This is a genomic window from Bartonella sp. OC68QHHN, assembly GCF_042193875.1.
Classification (GTDB): Bacteria; Pseudomonadota; Alphaproteobacteria; order Rhizobiales; family Rhizobiaceae; genus Bartonella; species Bartonella grahamii_A.
Map to the genome: position 1 here is coordinate 346,373 of NZ_JBHIME010000023.1, position 18,675 is coordinate 365,047.

The 18,675-nt window shown below is 37.8% G+C and carries 8 protein-coding genes and 1 tRNA gene; 3 read left to right on the forward strand and 6 right to left on the reverse strand.

Annotated features, from left to right (window positions below):
- Nucleotides 1–153 precede the first annotated feature (153 nt).
- On the forward strand, nucleotides 154–540 hold the full coding sequence (locus ACFIJ0_RS04180) for a YbaN family protein (RefSeq protein ID WP_375624750.1): 387 nt from the start codon (nucleotides 154–156) through the stop codon (nucleotides 538–540).
- 1,538 nt (nucleotides 541–2,078) lie between these two features.
- On the opposite strand, the gene pncB is transcribed toward ACFIJ0_RS04180, so the two are convergent.
- The 5 genes from pncB to aroA all read right to left on the reverse strand — a co-directional run bounded on the left by pncB (nucleotide 2,079) and on the right by aroA (nucleotide 16,116).
- The gene (gene pncB, locus ACFIJ0_RS04185) at nucleotides 2,079–3,383 is read right to left on the reverse strand and encodes a nicotinate phosphoribosyltransferase (protein ID WP_375624751.1); all 1,305 of its coding nucleotides are present in this window, start codon (nucleotides 3,381–3,383) and stop codon (nucleotides 2,079–2,081) included.
- Nucleotides 3,384–3,516: 133 nt separating this feature from the next.
- Nucleotides 3,517–12,084 (reverse strand): GH36-type glycosyl hydrolase domain-containing protein, encoded by an 8,568-nt coding sequence (locus tag ACFIJ0_RS04190; protein ID WP_375644241.1) that lies wholly within the window; start codon nucleotides 12,082–12,084, stop codon nucleotides 3,517–3,519.
- Nucleotides 12,085–12,310: 226 nt separating this feature from the next.
- Nucleotides 12,311–14,011 (reverse strand): 30S ribosomal protein S1, encoded by a 1,701-nt coding sequence (gene rpsA / locus ACFIJ0_RS04195; RefSeq protein WP_375624753.1) that lies wholly within the window; start codon nucleotides 14,009–14,011, stop codon nucleotides 12,311–12,313.
- Nucleotides 14,012–14,143: 132 nt separating this feature from the next.
- Nucleotides 14,144–14,791, reverse strand: coding sequence for a (d)CMP kinase (gene cmk / locus ACFIJ0_RS04200; RefSeq protein ID WP_375624754.1), 648 nt, complete (start codon nucleotides 14,789–14,791; stop codon nucleotides 14,144–14,146).
- Nucleotides 14,788–16,116 (reverse strand): 3-phosphoshikimate 1-carboxyvinyltransferase, encoded by a 1,329-nt coding sequence (gene aroA, locus ACFIJ0_RS04205; protein WP_375624755.1) that lies wholly within the window; start codon nucleotides 16,114–16,116, stop codon nucleotides 14,788–14,790. Before aroA ends, cmk begins: the two co-directional genes overlap by 4 nt.
- Before the next feature lie 177 nt (nucleotides 16,117–16,293).
- Between aroA and ACFIJ0_RS04210 the strand changes: the two genes are divergently transcribed.
- Together ACFIJ0_RS04210 and ACFIJ0_RS04215 are read left to right on the forward strand one after the other, a co-directional pair.
- Nucleotides 16,294–16,674: a TIGR02300 family protein gene (locus tag ACFIJ0_RS04210; RefSeq protein ID WP_330168465.1), complete on the forward strand. Its 381-nt coding sequence runs from the start codon at nucleotides 16,294–16,296 to the stop codon at nucleotides 16,672–16,674.
- A 117-nt stretch (nucleotides 16,675–16,791) separates the two neighbouring features.
- A tRNA-Ala gene (locus tag ACFIJ0_RS04215) sits at nucleotides 16,792–16,867 on the forward strand.
- 1,154 nt (nucleotides 16,868–18,021) lie between these two features.
- Here ACFIJ0_RS04215 and ACFIJ0_RS04220 read toward each other — a convergent pair.
- A complete protein-coding gene (locus ACFIJ0_RS04220; protein ID WP_375624756.1) occupies nucleotides 18,022–18,609 on the reverse strand; it encodes a hypothetical protein in 588 nt (195 codons plus the stop codon).
- Nucleotides 18,610–18,675 lie beyond the last annotated feature (66 nt).

Sequence of the window (18,675 nt, forward strand, 5' to 3'; positions counted from 1 at the left end):
GTAAGCTATTCGGTATTTTCAAGGAACTTATAACAACAAAAACGCTTCCGCATGAAGGGGTAGAGCGTAATTTTACACTCAGACATGTAAACAGAAAAAACAGATAAAATGTTTTTGTATAGAGTTTTGCGTAGAGGAAAATAGTACGAGAGAATGAAAAAAGATTTGAAGATATCGCACCTTTTGCGTATCTGCTATTATATAGCAGGATGGGCAATGGTTATATTAGGTATTATCGGTGTAGTATTGCCTATTATACCAACTGTGCCTTTTTTGTTGGTTGCCTCATGGTGTTTTACACGTTCTTCTCCACGTTTTCATCAATGGTTGAATAATCATCGTATTTTTGGTCCCCCTATTAAGCGATGGGAAGAAAAAAAAGCAATCTCTCCATTCGTTAAAGTTTTTGCAATGATGAGTATGACAGGAGGATTTTTATCTTTTTTAGTAATGGTACACCCTCCTTTGTGGATTGCCTTACTTGTTGCGGTTATATTATTGCTGATTGCCATTTATATTGTAACACGTCCATCTTCATAATGATAGAAAAGGTTATGAGATACTCTTTTTAGCTTCGACTTATTTGTAAAAACTATGAGGACTTTTAAATTGTGAATATAAACCCTTCCATATCCAAAATGCATATGAAATAGCAAGCTTTTTGAAAGCAATTAATTAATAATATGTTTGTGAAATAATTTTTATGGACAAAGAAGACTGTTTACGAACACTCAAAATGTTCTCACTTGGTAAACAATTATAAATCACATTCATGGAAAAGGTCATTATTTCGGTAAGGCATGTTTGTATGAATCTCTATATATACATCATTGATATGATAGCTATTTCTTTCTAAAAAGACATTTCATTTGTTTTCATATCTCTTAATGAGGATATAATACAAAGCTTACTAAACAGCATCATTTTTATACTTATACAGTTAAGAAGCCGGTCTATTATATCAATCTTTAATGTTATATCTGTTCTTAGCTTAAGAATAATTCATAAGAAACAGCAGAGTTTTTCAAATGGTTTTATGCATACACGCATTCTTATTATAATATGCGAATAAATAAATTCTCTGTCTTTTTATAAAGCTTATTCAAAATAAAAATATTATTGCATTCTCTGTTTTTTAATGAGGTCATGCCCATCACGCAAAACAAAAGGTCTCCCAAATCATGTTATTTACACATTTATTTTAATGAAACATTTCTCAACGCTTTACTCATTTCATGATAGCAGACCATACATGGATAAAGTAAAATCTCCTGTAAAGTGTATAAAATCTATTTGAGCACCATCATCCTTGCCTTGCAAAATGCACACCGATAGTCACTATGTATTTGTCATCCTCCAATGTTGCCTTAGCAATTCCTAATGTTACAATTGTAGCTTGTCATCTGGTTTTGTAACAATTTATTTTTTTCAAAGAGTTTTAAAGGTGTCCTCAAAGAGTTTTCAAAGCCTTTTCTCATTTTTACTATGGAAACGCACTTTTTTCTGATTTTCAGTAATTTTTGCAATTTTAGATGTTAAAATCTATTTTGACAAAACGCACATTTAATGGTAAAAATTGTACATAAAAACAACAAATTACCACGTATCCCTCCTTAATCCTTTCCCACTTAGTACAAAACCTACTGTCAAACTACAACAATAACCCTTAAAACTTGAAACCTTCATACATGCAAGGAGATGAGTATGCTTGATTTAACGGGGTTGAAATGAGAAAACTTATGATATTCGTGCGCGCTCATTCAACATGCAAAATGATAATATCTTGTTATGCCGTATAACACCGTTATGTATGACAATGATATAAGGAAGCCTCCTTGGCTAAACTTCCCTAGCACGTTAAGTATTTTTTTAATGCGTAGTGAATATTTTTAAGTCTGATCTGTCGATCCTTATGTAAGTGAAGCGTACGCGTGGTAGGCCGAGTAGAATCTACTCAAAAAACAGCCAAACTATTTACAGACCAGCAAAGGTTAAGAATTCTCATCCTTAGGGTAGGACAAAAATCAATCTTATAAACAATATGATGAGTCAATATACTCGTTTTAAAGAACCGGACACTACGTCTTTATAGATCTAGCAATTCGCTTTTTATTACTAAAAAAATTGAGATAACGTTGTACTTCTTTTGAATCACCGATCGTTTTTTCAGGATTATCTGAAAGTTTTACGGCTGGTCGACCATTGGCATAGGTCACCTTACAAACAAGGGAAAGAGCATCAAGATTTTCGATTTCCTGTGGTGCACAGCCTGTAAAGTCATTGGTAAGATCTGTGCCCCATCCAAAACTCATGCGCACTCTACCATGGAAATGATGATAAGTTTTTTCAATTGTATTGACATCAAGAGCATCAGAAAAAATTAAAAGTTTTTCGCGTGGATCTTTTCCTTTTTCTTTCCACCATTGAATAATACGTTCGCCACCTTCAATAGAGGGCGCACTATCGGGTCTGAAACCTGTCCAATCAGCAACCCAATCTGGTGCATTGCGTAAAAATGCTTCTGTACCAAAGGTATCAGGTAAAACAATGAGAAGATTTCCACCATAATAACGGTTCCAATCTTGCAAGACTTGATACGGAGCTCTGCGTAATTCATCATCGTTGTTGCTGAGAGCCGCAATAACCATGGGCAATTCGTGTGCATTGGTTCCAAGAGCTTCTAAATCCGTATCCATGGCAAGAAGAACATTAGAAGTTCCAGTAAAAGAATTACCAATGCCTTCTTTTAATGCTTCTACACACCAGCGCTGCCATAAAAAAGAATGGCGGCGCCTTGTCCCAAAGTCAGATATTTTAATATCAGTCAATTTTTTGAGACGTTCAACTTTACTCCACATTTTTGCTTTAGCACGCGCATAAAGTACATCAAGAGCAAAACGATCTAGTTTTTTGAGAGCAGCACGTGAACGTAATTCACTAATGATAGCAAGGGCTGGAATTTCCCACATAGAGCTATAAGCCCACGAACCATAAAAATGAAGAATATACTGGCCATCTTTACGGGTTAGTTCATATTCTGGGAGTTGAAAATTCTCAAGCCACTGAAGAAAATCCGGTTCAAAAATTTGTTTGCGTCCATAAAATGTATTACCAGCAAGCCAGATCATTTCTTTTTTTGTAAAGCGCAAACTAAGAGCGTGATCAAGTTGAGCACGTAATTCACTCTCATCAATATCATCGGCAAGACGTATTGTTTTAGAGCGATTTATGAGGGAAAAAGTAACATTAACATTAGGATACAACCCCCAAATCATCTGTACCATAAGAAGCTTATAAAAATCCGTATCGAGAAGTGAACGAATAATGGGATCAAGTTTCCAAGTATGATTGTAAACACGTCTAGCAATATCCGGATGATTCATAACCTTTTTCTTTCAATTTCATAAAATCTAAAATATTATGCACCAAAACGGACAATATAGGTGGTGCAATATAACAAATCTACAGTTTTGAGCAAGAATAAAAAGGTCTGCTCTCTTTTTTCATCTTTCATCTTTAAGATTTAACAATACGTATAATTTCATGCTGACCTGTTTTGTGTAACTTTATCCCCGCATGAACTTCGGTATATTTTTTGCCATTAACATGAAGCATATCTTTAGGTCCCCATTTTACTTTAATGGTATAAACGGCATCATAAAACTTCATTATTGCTTCATATTTTGGCCAAATAGAGGGTAAATGTGGCTGTAAAAAAAACAGGTCTCCCTGACGCTGTATTCCAAGAATAGCTTGTGTTGCGGCGCGATAAAACCAACCGGCTGAGCCTGTATACCATGTCCAACCGCCTTGACCACATCGTGGTGTAACAGAATAAATATCTGCGGCCATCACATAAGGTTCAACACGATAAGTTTCAGGATCTTGTCCATGAGTAATCGGGTTAATCATAGAAAATAACGCATAAGCTTTATCGTTTTGCCCCATTTTTGCCAATGCTAAAATACTCCAAATAGCACCATGCGTGTATTGACCACCATTTTCTCGGATTCCTGGAGGATAACCTTTTATATAACCGGGCTCAAGTGTACTTTTATCAAAAGGTGGCCAAAAAAGGCGAATGAGTCTGCCTTTTTTATCATAGAGATGTTCCAACATTGATGTCATTGCTTGCTTTTGATGTTCAGGCGACGCCATTTGAGAAATGACAGCCCAAGATTGAGCTATGGTATCAATTTGGCATTCATCATTGATTTTAGAACCAAGAGGTGTTCCATCATCAAAATAACCACGTCGATACCAAGCACCATCCCAGCCGTTTTCCTCTAGGGATTTTGTTAAGCGTTCAAGGTATGTACTCCATATTTGCATGTGGCTGTTATCACCACGTTTTTTGGCCAAAGGAATAAATGCTTGTAATGTAGTGCCAAGAAACCATCCTAACCAAGTGCTTTCACCTTTTTCTTCCACACCTACCAAATTCATGCCATCATTCCAGTCCCCACCTAAAATAAGAGGGAGACCATGGGGTCCACAACGTTTAATGGCAAGGTCTAAAGCTAAAGCACAATGTTCATAAACTGTTGCAACCTTTGAGGATTGGGTGGGTTGAAAATAAGCATCCTGTTGCCCACTTTTGAGAACATCGCCTTCAATAAAAGGAATGAGCGTATCAAGAAAGGCATCATCGCCAGTGGTATTGACATAAAGAGCTGTTGTATATGCAAGCCAAACGATATCATCAGAAATGCGCATACGAACACCAGCATTTGTATCGGGTAACCACCAATGTTGCACATCCCCTTCAAGAAATTGGTGCGCGGCGGCGTTTAACAATTGTGCACGTGCCAGTTGTGGTTCCAACAATAATAAAGATAAGCTATCTTGTAACTGGTCACGGAAGCCAAATGCACCACTAGCTTGGTAAAATCCTGCGCGTGCCATGATACGGCATGCATAGGTCTGATAAGGGAGCCAATGATTGACCATAATATCAAAAGAGGGATCCGGTGTTTTAACTTGAAAAGGAGAAACAAAATCACTCCATTGCTGTTTTTGTTTTGTGAGTAGAATTTCAAAATCACTTGCACGTACTTGATTGAGTAATTTTTCAGCTTCTTGTCTATTTTCAGCACTGCCAAGATAGAAGATGATTTCTTTTGTTTGCCCTGCTTGAAGATCAATATCATAGGAAAATGCTGAACAAGGATCACATCCTGCTTCAATGGTATTTGAAAGAGCACCGGCTTTACGAATCGCAGTTGGATGCGTTACGGTTCCCGTTGCACCAATAAATTCAGCACGATTGGTTGTAGTGCTGTTTGGCATTTCAGATGCCAATAAAAATGTGACTTGTTGAGATTTTTCAATGTGATAAGGATTTTGAATAAAATGTGCACCCCTTTTGTCCTCATAAGAGGAAATAATGAAGGGGGCATATTTTGTATCGATATTTCCCAAAACCCATTCAACATAATTATAAAGGCGTAAACTGCGTGGTTTTTTCCCTTCATTCGTGAGGGTAAGACGTGAAAAGCGAACTGGTTTTTCCGGATCGAGTGTATGAGTTAATTCTAATGCAATTTCTGAATGTGTCGATTTAAAAGTTGAAAATCCAAAACCATGACAAGCCTCATAGACAATATTTTCATCACATTCTACAGCAGAAACGGGTGAAAAACGTTTTAAAGACTGGCGATCAACCAGATAAAGTGCTTCTCCTGGCCGGTTAGACGTTGGATCATTTGCCCAAGGAGTTAATTTATAATCGCGGCTATTGTTAACCCAAGTAAAAATTGCTCCTTCAGCAGAGACATGAAAACCAAATTTGTGATTAGCGATGACGTTAATCCACGGGTGGGGTGTAGTCGTACGTCCATGAAGACGTATTATATAATGGTTATACTGGTTAAAACCACCGTAACCATTCCAATATTTTAGATCTTCTCCATTTATGGGAAAAGGCAATGGTTTTTGTTGGCTAATAAGACCAATGGAAGCAAAAAAATTTTGTTCAGTTTGTGTTGTAACCTTCCTTCCTTCGTTATATTTTTGGGAATCTAATTGATCATGAAATTCATGATAATTTTTATGAATTGTAAGATCAAAATCACTCTCATCAAGTCGTTTAAGCTGTTCAGATAAAGAGCCATTTTGAGCATCAAGAACGATGCGCGCTGATGCAAGAAGCGTTTTAAAACTTTGTTCATTTATTTTGTCACGCTGAAGCATGAAAATATGTTGGCGTTCATCTGCTTCTTGTGTGTGGTATCGATAAGATTCACAGACCCATTCAAGAGCCCGTTGTGTATTTTGTATATAAGAAAATGCTTGTTCATTGAGAATCACCAAATCAACGATGAGTCCGCGCATACGCCAATACTCGTGTGCTTTAAGGAGCTCACGCAGTACAGTAATATTTCCCTCGTTATTTAATCTAAGAAGACAGAGTGGATTGTCTCCTGAAATGGACAAAGGCCAAAGATCAGACTGTTTTCCAAGCGTTTTTGCTAATATTTCAGGAGGAAGACGCCATGTTCGATCAAGGTAGATAAGCGATGTGGCATATTTTTGATAGACAATAGCTTCTTTAGGCTGGGTTCCGCTCTGATACAGTGCGACTTGTGAGCGCGTCCATGCCCTTGAAAGTTCTTTTTGAAACATATCAGGTTGTCGATAATGTTTTATATGATTATGCAGCGCTTCTTTTGTATGAGCAGCAAAAGTCCAAAAAATAAGTTCTGCTTTTCCATATGCTGCAATTTTTATACGGCATCGCAATGACATAATAGGATCAAGAACACAACCTTGACTGTTACTGAAACAAGCATTTTGGTCAAATGCAGCGGGACGATGAATGGATCGACCCCGCCCAATAAACAACGAACGATCCGTTTCAGCTTCTGTCTCTTGAAGAATATCTGTTGTACTGGAGACAAAATGGGCAACATAGATTTCAGGATCGCTAGGTGAGCGTTTGCGCCTTTTGGCAAAAATTGTTTTACCTTCCTCAGCAATTTCTGTCTCTATAAACATACGGGAAAAAACAGGATGAGCTTGGTCTATATCCATTGTGGCAAGCGCTAATTCACCATAAGAAGTCACTTCAATGAGGCGGTCTTTATTTGTCGTATTCATCAGTTGAATACGTCTACCTTCGCCACATCCTTCAGATGTAATAAGACATTCAAGTGTTGATTTTATACCATCAACTATTTTTGTGTATTCAGCCTTTTCATCTGTAAAAATGCTGACAGCTTCTTCTTCAATAACACGTGTTGGTTCACCAGTAACAGACCACCACCGCCCACTATGTGTATCGCGTAAGAAGAATAAAGTACCTTGTTGATCTTCTGTTGCATCAGGAATAAAGCGCGTAATCGCATAATCGTGCCAACGGCTGTAACCAGAACCATTCGCTGTTAACATAGTAAAATAAAAGCCATTAGACAAAAGTAAAGTTGCTCGTGGTTTGAGCAACGGATTTGTAATAATGCGCAAAGGAGCTGCATCCAATGCTTTAGACTTATTGCGCATACGATTAACAGCCTTGGTATGAATAATAGGAATGAGATGAGGCGCTCTTTCCTGTAACAGCAATTGCGTTGCTTCAACAATGGGATCACGGTGAAAACGATCACGCATTCGCCCTTGAAAAATAACATTGTTAAGAGCAAGGATAGACATACCATGATGGTGCGCATAATAATTGCGTACAACAGCGTATTTTTCCCCTGTTTTCACGCGTGAAGGGGTAAAATCGACAGAGTCATAATAACCATATGTTCCTAAAGCTCCAAGATTACGGAGTCGTTTTAAATTAGCGACAGCGCAAGCAGGAGCATATTGTGCCGCTAGAAGGCTGGCATAGGGAGCAATGACAGCATTGCGTGAAAGACCACGTTGGAGTCCGAGGTTTGGAACACCAAAATGAGCGTATTGGTAATTCATTAAATGATCGCGAGCGTTAAATGCAGCCTCTGAAATACCCCATGGCAATCCTCGTTTATGGGCATATTGTATTTGACTACGAATAATCAATCGATTTGTTTGATCTAGCAGAGATCCTAAAGGTTCATGCATTACAAGAGATGGCATAAGATATTCGAACATCGATCCAGACCATGATAGGAGCGCACCTTTCCAACCTATGGGTACAAGGAGTCGACCAAGACGAAACCAATGTTTAAGTTTTATATCTCCTTTTGCGATGGCAAAAAAGCTTGCAAGACGTGCTTCTGAAGCAAGTAGATCATAACAATTTTCATCGAGTTTGTTTTCTTGAACACGATATCCAATGGATAAGAGATGCCGTTTAGGCTGTTCTAAAAAGTCAAATTTCATATCAAAGGCTATTTGCCGTGCCACTATAGCCAGCCTGTTTAGTTTTTTACGTAATTTTTCAGTATCATAATGAGCAGTCGCATCATGATGATAAGCGTTACAGGTATCGATAAGGCATTTAGCCCAAGAAAGCGCACGAGAAGATTCTATCGTTTGAATTTTGTGGTCAAGTTCATCGACTAAGTGCACAATATCGTGGGCTGCAAGTGAAAGGTCTATGATGTGAGAAGAAATCTCATTTTCTTGTTCTACAAAAGTGAAGACAGAGTCATGAAAACGAGTGATGTTTTCTTCGATTTTTTGGCGTAAAGAGCGTAAACTAGGTTGATGATCTGGAATTTCTCTGACAGTTTCTTCAAGAATAGCAAGAACATCCGATAAGCCTTCTCGATCACTTTGAAAAAAAAGATGCGGTTTTTCCGCCCATTCACTTAAGGCAGAAGAGAGTGTTACCAAATGACCGGCAAGATTTCCTGAATCAACGGTTGATACATAAGTAGGTAAAAGAGGCCTGAGTGTATCTGTTTCATACCAATTATAGAGATGACCACGGAACTTTTCCATTTTTGTAAGAGAACGTAATGTACATTCAATACGGGTAATGGTCTCTTCAAAACCAGTCCAGCCAAAATCACGTGCAGCAATAATAGAAAGGAGATAAACGCCAATATTCGTAGGAGATGTACGTTGAGCAACAAGAGGTTCAGGATCTTCTTGAAAATTATCGGGAGGCAAATAGTTGTTTTGTGCATTGACAAAGGTTGCATAATAAAGCCATGTCCGCCGTGCAATAGAGCGAAGTTGTTTTTCATCTTTTGAAGAAAGATCAAGGCTATCTTGAAAGGTTGAAGGTTGACTCACAATCCAAGCAATGAAGGGTGAAAAAAACCATGCTATCCCAAAAGGTAGAGCAATCAAGCTTGCAAAACTATCAGAAAAAAGAGGGAGTGCTACAGTAAGGACACCAATAAGCGATGCTGGTGCCATTGTAAAAATATAGAAAGGCAAACTATTGGGCATTGATTTTGTTGAGGAAGAAGTTTTCCATTCAAGAAGATGCTGTTTTGAAATCGTCATACGATAGAGTGTACGAATAATCGCATCGCTCATAAAATACGCCGAATGAGCAAGAAACGTCGTTTTAAGAAATATATCAGCGCTTGTAAGAACAGTTTTGTTCCAAATTAATTGAAAATGTCCACGCAAAGAATGATCTATATTGGACGAGACAAGCGTTTTTAATACACATAGAATAGGTGAAATGAAGGAGCTAAACAACAAGAATATTTGCCAGACGATTGCACTCTTTAAAGACAAAAAAGCCCATCCTGCAAATGCTGCAATTAACCACATAAGTGGAGTGAGAGAACGACGTAAATTATCCTGCATTTTCCAACGCATCACGGAACTTATTTGACGATGCAAAAAAAGATAAGGCAAAAGTTGCCAATCACCGCGAATCCAGCGATGATAACGCATAACATCAATATTATAAGCGGTTGGATAATCTTCAATGACTTCTATGCTACTTACCAGAGCAGTACGAGCATAACCTCCTTCTAAGAGATCATGACTAAGAATAGTATTTTCTTTAATTTTGCCATCAAGCGCTTGTTCAAATGCATCAATATTATAAAGACCTTTACCGATAAAGGTGCCTTCTCCTAAAAGATCTTGATAAGTATCAGAAACAGCAAAAACATAAGGATCAATGCCACGGTTGATAGAAAAAACCCGTTGGAGAATTGATGTTTTTTTTCCTGTTGTAAGAGAAGGAATAATGCGTGGTTGTAAAACGCTATAGCCTTTTACAACCTTTCCACTTTGCGGATCAAAAATGGGATGATTGAGTGGATGGTTAAGCTTTCCAACAAGTTTCGCAACGCTCTCTGGAGTAAGACGTGTATCACAATCCAGCGTCATAACAAAACGGCAATCCATAGGAAGATGTAGATTGGGAGGATAAAAGCTTGTGTTTTTATCGCCTCTTAAAAGCCGATTAAGTTCATGAAGTTTTCCTCGCTTTCGTTCCCATCCCATCCAACATTTTTCGCTTGTATTATAAAGGCGTCGGCGATGTAAAAGAAAAAAAAGAGGAAGTTCATCACCATGATAACGACTATTGAGTTTATCAATACTCTTTTGCGCATAGTGCAATAAATCAAGATCATCTTGCGTTTCTCTCAATGGCGCATCCACCCAATCTGTAATTAGTGCAAAATGAATGGCACCTTTAGAATTGGAAAGATAGTGCACTTCAAGATTGCGCACTTGTTCATCAATATCATCGCGTGATGTCATCAAAGTAGGTACAACAACCATTGTCCGTGCATGTTTTGGAACACCTTCTTTATATTCATAACCAATGAGTTGTCTTGATGGGACAAACCACGAAACAAAAGTGTTAAATAAAGCAAAAGCTGCATCGATAGCAGGAAAAAGCGCTAATACAGTAAAGCAAAAAGTCATCCATTGTGTCATGCCAGATATTTGTAAAAGGGCGTAAATTACAAGCAAAAGAGCGAGCGTCAGAAAAGAGACAGGAATGGCGATGACTCTCAATTTTGAACAATAGGAAGCGCGTATCCATTTTATGAGAGAGGGCGGGATATATCCACAAGCCTTTTCAAATATGCCACGACCCTCATCAACAAGGTACCATCCCACACAAGAATGATGCGGCATATCTTTAGAAGTGGAATTTGCCATTTCTACAACTTTATGTGCAATTTCCAGCTCACTAAGAGGCGAAAAGCGTGCAACTTTTTCAATGACTTGTCGGTAAATATTGCGTGAGTGAGAATCAATTTCAGAAAAATCACTATTTTTACGCAAAATAGAATCGACACAACTCACTGTTTCAAACCATGCTGTCCAATCAACATCATCTATAGCTTTAAGAGCACGGATGATATTCCCCATGGTCACACCATCTGCTGCTTGTCGAGTATGTTCATCGGCTGTTGCAATCTCTAAGCTACTTCCTTGGCTTTTCAATTGCTTTTCAAGCCAAGTTAATGCTACGGTTGAATCGACAGATGCACTGCGCAAGCGATAGAATAAATGTGCTGAAAAAGTTGGATCAACAGTAAATGGTTTATACTGCGTAAAAAGAGAGTGTAGATTTGTTTTATTTTCTACAAGAGAAATTTTATCAGCCACTTGACTAGCAAGATGGCGCATATGTCGCGCTTTTTCGATACGTACTGAAAGACGACGGACATTTTCAATGAGAAGCATTTGCATAACAGAAGGAAGAGCCCACAATTCACCGATTGTGAGCGCACAAACTTCTTGAAATCCATTGGTCATAGCCGTGAGTGTTTCTTGTGAAAAGCTGCTATCAGTATGCGCAATATAAAGCCAAGTTAAAGCAAAAATTCTTGGTATTCCCGCTTTGTGTGTAGAAAGAGGAAGTTGCTTTATGAAGGACTTGGGTAGATTACGACGTAGCTTTTGTATGGTTTTATCAATGGTGTAATGATTATCAATGAGCCATTGAGCAGACGGTGCGATGGTCTCATCATTTCGGGCAGCAAAATCACTGGTATGAAAGGCATGAAGAATAAGTTTAGCATTTTCATTTAATCTCTTGCGAAAATCTTCTACTCCTTCATATTCAGGGAGTAAAATTTCTTTACCAGAAGCTATATCATGCCCTAAGTTATAAAGATCTTCCTGTACCTTATAAATTGCACGAAGAGGAAAATCCGTATTAATAAAATGGTTTTTTTCTCTTTTAAAAAAAAAGCATTTTATGAAAGGTATTATGCACGTCATAATGTCCCATTGTTATTCAATTACATCGTTTTTTATTTAAATTGTAAGCATTTTATCTGAATAGTGAACCGTTGATAGACAAAAAACAAACTTTTTGTTTTTAGTTGCAAGCATTTATAATTTTTTACGCAATACTTAGAAAATAAGCAGACAATTTTTTAGAAAATAAAAAGGTCACCCTAAAATGAGTGACCTTAATAACACCGTCAACTTTAATAATTGATGATTAATCTTGTTCTTGTTTTTTCAAAGCTGCACCAAGAATATCACCAAGAGAAGCACCTGCATCTGTAGAACCATATTGTGCAACAGCTTCTTTTTCCTCTGCAATTTCTAAAGCCTTAATCGATACTGAAATTTTACGTGTTTTTTTATCAAATGCTGTGATGCGAGCATCAACCTTTTGCCCAATTGCGAAACGCTCAGGACGTTGCTCATCACGATCACGCGCGAGATCAGCACGCCGAATGGTTGTCTCAAGGTTATGGTCAATCAATTTCACACCAATGTCATTGTCGTTAACAGAAATCACTTCGCATGTTACAACAGCACCTTTTCGCAATTCGCCAGAAGCAGCTGCTTCTCCAACTTTATCGCTGGAAAGCTGCTTAATTCCAAGAGAAATGCGCTCTTTTTCAATGTCAACATCAAGGACCACAGCTTTAACGATATCTCCTTTATTGTAAGTATCAATGACTTGTTCACCAGGACGGTTCCAATCAAGATCAGACAAATGAACCATACCGTCAACATCGCCTTCAAGCCCAATAAACAGACCAAATTCTGTTTTATTTTTAACCTCTCCTTCAATTTGCGAATTGACAGGAAATTTATTAGCAAAAGCTTCCCATGGATTTTCAAATGTTTGCTTTAAGCCAAGAGAAATACGCCGTTTAGAAGGATCAATCTCAAGAACAACCACTTCTACTTCTTGTGATGTAGACAGAATTTTTCCAGGATGAACATTTTTCTTTGTCCAGCTCATTTCAGAAACATGGATCAACCCTTCGATTCCTGGCTCAATTTCAACAAAACCACCGTAATCAGTAATGTTGGTAACAGCACCCGTAATTTTTTTACCAATCGGATACCGAACACTGATGCTTTCCCAAGGATCACTTTCAAGCTGTTTCATTCCAAGAGAAATACGGTGCGTATCTTGATTAATGCGAATGATCTGAACTTTAATCGTTTGACCAATTGTGAGGACTTCAGATGGGTGGTTAACACGTCGCCATGCCATATCTGTAACGTGCAAGAGACCATCAATCCCACCAAGATCAACAAAGGCACCATAATCTGTGATATTTTTCACTACACCTTCAACGATTTGGTTTTCTTCAAGATTTTGTACAATTTCTGAACGTTGCTCGGCGCGACTTTCTTCTAAAACAGTACGACGTGAGACCACAATATTGCCACGACGACGATCCATTTTCAAAATTTCAAAGGACTGAGAATTATGCATGAGAGGTGAAACATCACGAATGGGACGAATATCAACTTGGCTGCGCGGCAAGAAAGCAACAGCACCATCAAGATCGACTGTAAATCCACCTTTTACTTGGCTAAAGATCACTCCATTAACGCGTGCACCAGCATTGAATTTTTCCTCCAAACGGACCCAACTTTCTTCGCGCCGTGCTTTTTCACGCGATAAAACAGCTTCACCCATCGCATTTTCAATGCGTTCAATGTAAACCTCAACTTCATCGCCAACTTGCAAAGAACCGTCTTTTGCTTTAGCTCCAAATTCTTTGAGAGGAATACGTCCTTCGACTTTAAGACCAGCATCAATAATGGCCATGTCTTTTTCGATTGCAATAACACGACCTTTAACAACAGATCCTTCATTAAGGTCATTGGTTTGAAAAGATTCTGTTAAAAGGGCTTCAAAATCCGCTGTTGTGGGATTGTATTGTGACATAAGAACTCCTAATATATACCTTGTATTATAAGGTATGAGCGCTAGGTTAGTGTTAACATAAGCAACTCCCTGCCTTTTTCCTTGAATAAAGGAAAAAAAGTTAGCGCTAGGCTGGAAGTCACCTGAACGAATTTATCCAATTATATGCATTTTTATGATTGGATCAATAAAACTACATGCAATTTCAAATGTTGCTTCTATACTCAATTCTGACGTATCAAGCAAGTGGGCGTTTTTTGCTGGTTTTAGTGGACTTTGTTTGCGCGTTATATCGCGACTGTCGCGCTGTTGAAGTTGAGCTAGGATTTCATGATAATTTGCTTGAACACCCTTTTTTAAAATCTCCTGGTAGCGACGTTTTGCGCGTGTTTGAACATTGGCTAGAATATAAAACTTGATATCGGCATCAGGACAAACAATAGTTCCGATATCACGCCCATCAAGCACACAGCCGGGCAAAACTTTAGCAAAGTTGCGTTGTTTTTCGACAAGAATTTTGCGTACAGTAGGGTTAATCGCTATTTTTGAAGCCGCTTCACCAAGTTCATGGGAAGAAAGAAGATTAGGATTTAAGGTATTAAAATCAAGTTCTTTAGCATAAATAATAGCATTTTTTTCATCATTAAGAGCTAAATTTTGTTGTAAAAGCGTATGAGCAACACTACGATAAGTAAGACCAGTATCAAGATGGCGAAGACGATAATGTGCAGCAATTTTGCGTGCTAAGGTTCCTTTGCCCGAGGCTGCAGGTCCATCAATGGCAATAACAAAAGGCTTCAAGCGATTTTCCCCCCAAGTTGTTTTATAAAAGAAATAAATTCTGGAAAGCTCGTAGCAATCATTCGTTTATCATCAATGGTAACAGGTTTTTCTGATACAAGCCCAAAAATGAGAAAACACATAGCAATTCGATGATCAAGATGTGTGGAGACATGTCCACCACCCAAACCTTTGGCAGAACCTTTCCCATAAACAATAAGAAAATCTTGACCTTCTTCACAGTCTACGCAATTAATTTCGAGTCCTTGAGCAATAGCAGACAGTCGATCTGATTCTTTTACACGTAATTCTTCAATTCCTAACATCACTGTTTTACCTTCTGCAAAAGCTGCCGCTACTGCCAAAGCAGGATATTCATCAATCATCGATGGAGCACGTTCTTTTGGCACCGTAACGCCTTTAAGAACCGATGATTTTATCCGTAGATCAGCAACATCCTCTCCACCTGTTTGACGTCGGTTCAAAAATTCAATTTGAGCACCCATTTCCCACAATGTTTCGATAAGTCCTATTCGAGAGTTATTTATCAAAACATTTTCAATGGTGATATCAGAGTCTTCTACAAGAAGGGCTGCGATAATTGGAAAAGCAGCAGAAGAAGGATCACCCGGAATATGAATCGTTTGCCCAGTAAGATGGGGTTGACCATTAAGATGAATCAAACGCGCACCTTCGTTATCTTTTTCTATTTCAAGTTGCGCACCGAATGCTTTTAACATTTTTTCCGTATGATCTCGTGTCAGAACTGGTTCAATAACAGTTGTAATGCCGGCGGTATTGAGTCCAGCAAGCAGGATTGCTGATTTAATTTGGGAGGAAGCTATTGGAACACGGTAACGAATCGGATTAGCCATTTTCGGACCATAAAGAGTTAAAGGAAGGTGTTCGTCCTTCGTTGCCTCAATTTTAACCCCCATGAGACGCAGTGGATCCAGGATACGTCCCATTGGACGTTTAGAGAGAGAAGCATCACCAATAAAGGTTGTTTGCATATGATACGGACCAACCATTCCCATAACCAAACGAGCACCTGTTCCAGCGTTTCCAAAGTCTAAAGGTTTTTGTGCAGCTAAAAGGCAACCATTCCCTGTTCCTCGTATGATCCAGAAGTCATCTTTTTTAATAATACAGGCACCCATAGCTTGCATAGCAGCAGCTGTATTGAGTACATCAGCGCTTTCAAGTAATCCATGAATATATGTCTCACCACTTGCTAATCCTCCCAATATAAGAGAGCGATGAGAGATTGATTTATCTCCTGGTATTTGAATTTTTCCAGAGAGATTACTCGATTTATAGGCGGTTATAGGGATTGCTTTTTGCATGGAAATTCTATCTAATTTTTATGAAATTGTGCATCCTTTAGCACATGCTTTAAAAGACGTCATGAAAAAATCACTGTGGAACAGTGTATTTATCTTTGACAAAGGCATTATTTTTCGATTAAGCACCATAAAATTTATCTTTTAATGGAATAATAGTTAATCAAAGAGGCACGGTTTATGGCAAAACAAGAACTTGGAACTAAACGTGTTGATCCAGAAACAGGAAAAAAATTTTACGATCTAAATCGCGATCCTATTGTGTCGCCCTATACAGGAATTTCTTATCCGCGTTCTTACTTTGAAGTTGCAGCAGCTGAAGCAAACAATGAGGAAGAAGTTGATACTGAAGAGCTTGATACAGCACTTGAAAAATCTGCTTTTATGCTTCTTGAAGAGGATGATGAGGATTCTAAAGATGACGATCTTCCTGATTTAGAAGATAGTGATGTAGATCTCGGTGATGACGATGATACATTTTTATCTCATGATGATGACGATGAAGATGATGATGTTACTGATATTCTCGGAGGCGGTGTTTCTAATGATGACGATGCTTAAGAGAAGTAAAAGAGGACATCTTTTCTATTGAATGTAAATTCTTCTTGATCTTCAATTTTGATCGTTCTAGAAAAGCTGAAATTGTATACTGTACTTTTGGGAAAATTTGTTTTTATAGGGGCTATAGCTCAGCTGGGAGAGCGCTTGCATGGCATGCAAGAGGTCAGCGGTTCGATCCCGCTTAGCTCCACCACAAGGACAAGCTATTCTATCAAGGGAATTGATTATTATAGAGAATGTGTGCATCAATTTAAAGGTTTATGTGCTATTTAATCATCATTCCAATAGTGCCTGTTCCTTGCACTTTAATGATATTATAATACATTTTGAATCATTTGTTGGGTTATGCAATTTTACTGTCCTAACCGTGAAAGTAGATAATTTTTTATGCTTTGCACAGAAATAGAAAATGAGCTGTTTAACTTACGCCTTGTTTTAAAGAACAAAATTTGAATTCCCTTTACTACAATATTTCCACAAAATCGTAATATGTTGATTATCGATATCTTTTTAAAAGGTACCAAGTACCTAAACAAAGATTAGAGAATAAAATATCAAAATATACTTCTCAAATGCAAAAGCTATCACAACATTGGAGGCTGACTTGTTACTTCATAGGTGCCACAGACAAATCTTTCTCTGAATATTCCCTACTCTTAATATTCATTGTGTGTAAAGTTGCATATACTTTACCATCCTATAAACGATAGTGTTTTTACAATACAATCAGATAACTTCTTTCAATTAAGATGGACTGGATAGACGAATATGTTTCATTTCATACAATACTAAATACTATTTGTCCTTTTGTCCTTTTGTCCTTTTGTCCTTTTGTCCTTTTGTCCTTTTGAAAACTGTAGCGTCCTCTTTATACAAAGCAACGTTTTTTCGTTTAATGCATTTCTCATTTTTTTATATTGAATATTTTACCTTTTTTATGATACTCAAATTGCATTTTTTTGATTGCTATTTTATACGCTTAACAAAAAAAAATATTCATGTAATAATCAGCCAATAATACGCATAATGAAAATAAAAAATGATATTATATTTTAAAATTTTTCTTCAATAATCTCTGGTACTTAGCCCTGTACGAAATGCCAGTGCCAAATAGAAGATAGTTTCCATTGTAAATTTTTTAAACAACGAAGGTAGAAATATCGAGAGTGCACTCAAATATATTGTGCATTGCAAAAGCTTTCTGTCTCTTGGGTTTATTCTAAAAAATAACAATTTATTTCATTTGACAATCAGAAAAATGATACAGCCTTACCACGCCATAAGAAATTTGGCTCTCAAATAATTTTACCACAACAATTCCCTAATTGAGATTTTCAAAAATCTTCCCTAATACCATCCACATCTCTTTAATTGCTGTTCATAAAGCCTCGATATTCTTGCCATGCGCTGTGCAGCCTGTGAAAGTGCAGCAGTGGCATGCCCGCCACTACGCGCATAAGCACCATGCCCCATATGATAATTTAAATAAAGGCTATATGCATCATTAAATCTCACTCCATTGCGTTGAACACTTTGGCGATGGTACCAAGCAATAAAATCAGCAGAATCTGCAAAATTCGTACGCCATGCAAAAGATCTGCCCGTAGAGCGAAGATACATTGCCCATGTACTGTCAAGCGCTTGAGAATAACCATAGGCTGTCGATTGACGCTTCCATGGAATAAAACCAAATAGTTTTTTACGTGGAGGACGTGCATTGTGTCGAAAGCTCGATTCCATATTAATGGTTGCAAGAATAATAGGCATAGGAATCCCATAGCGCGTTTCTGCACGTTTAGCAGCTTTACCCCAATTGTCAAAAAAACCATTTTTTTGTGCTAAAATAGCACAAACATTGTCTGTGTGTATGGGAGTAGTTGTTGCACATCCCTCTAGCAGAAACACCAGTGCCCCTAAAAACAAAAGGTGTCGCATATTCCTATTCCTCTCGTTTAAGAAATAAAACAAGATAGAGATACTAAAAAAGTATTACCAATCAAT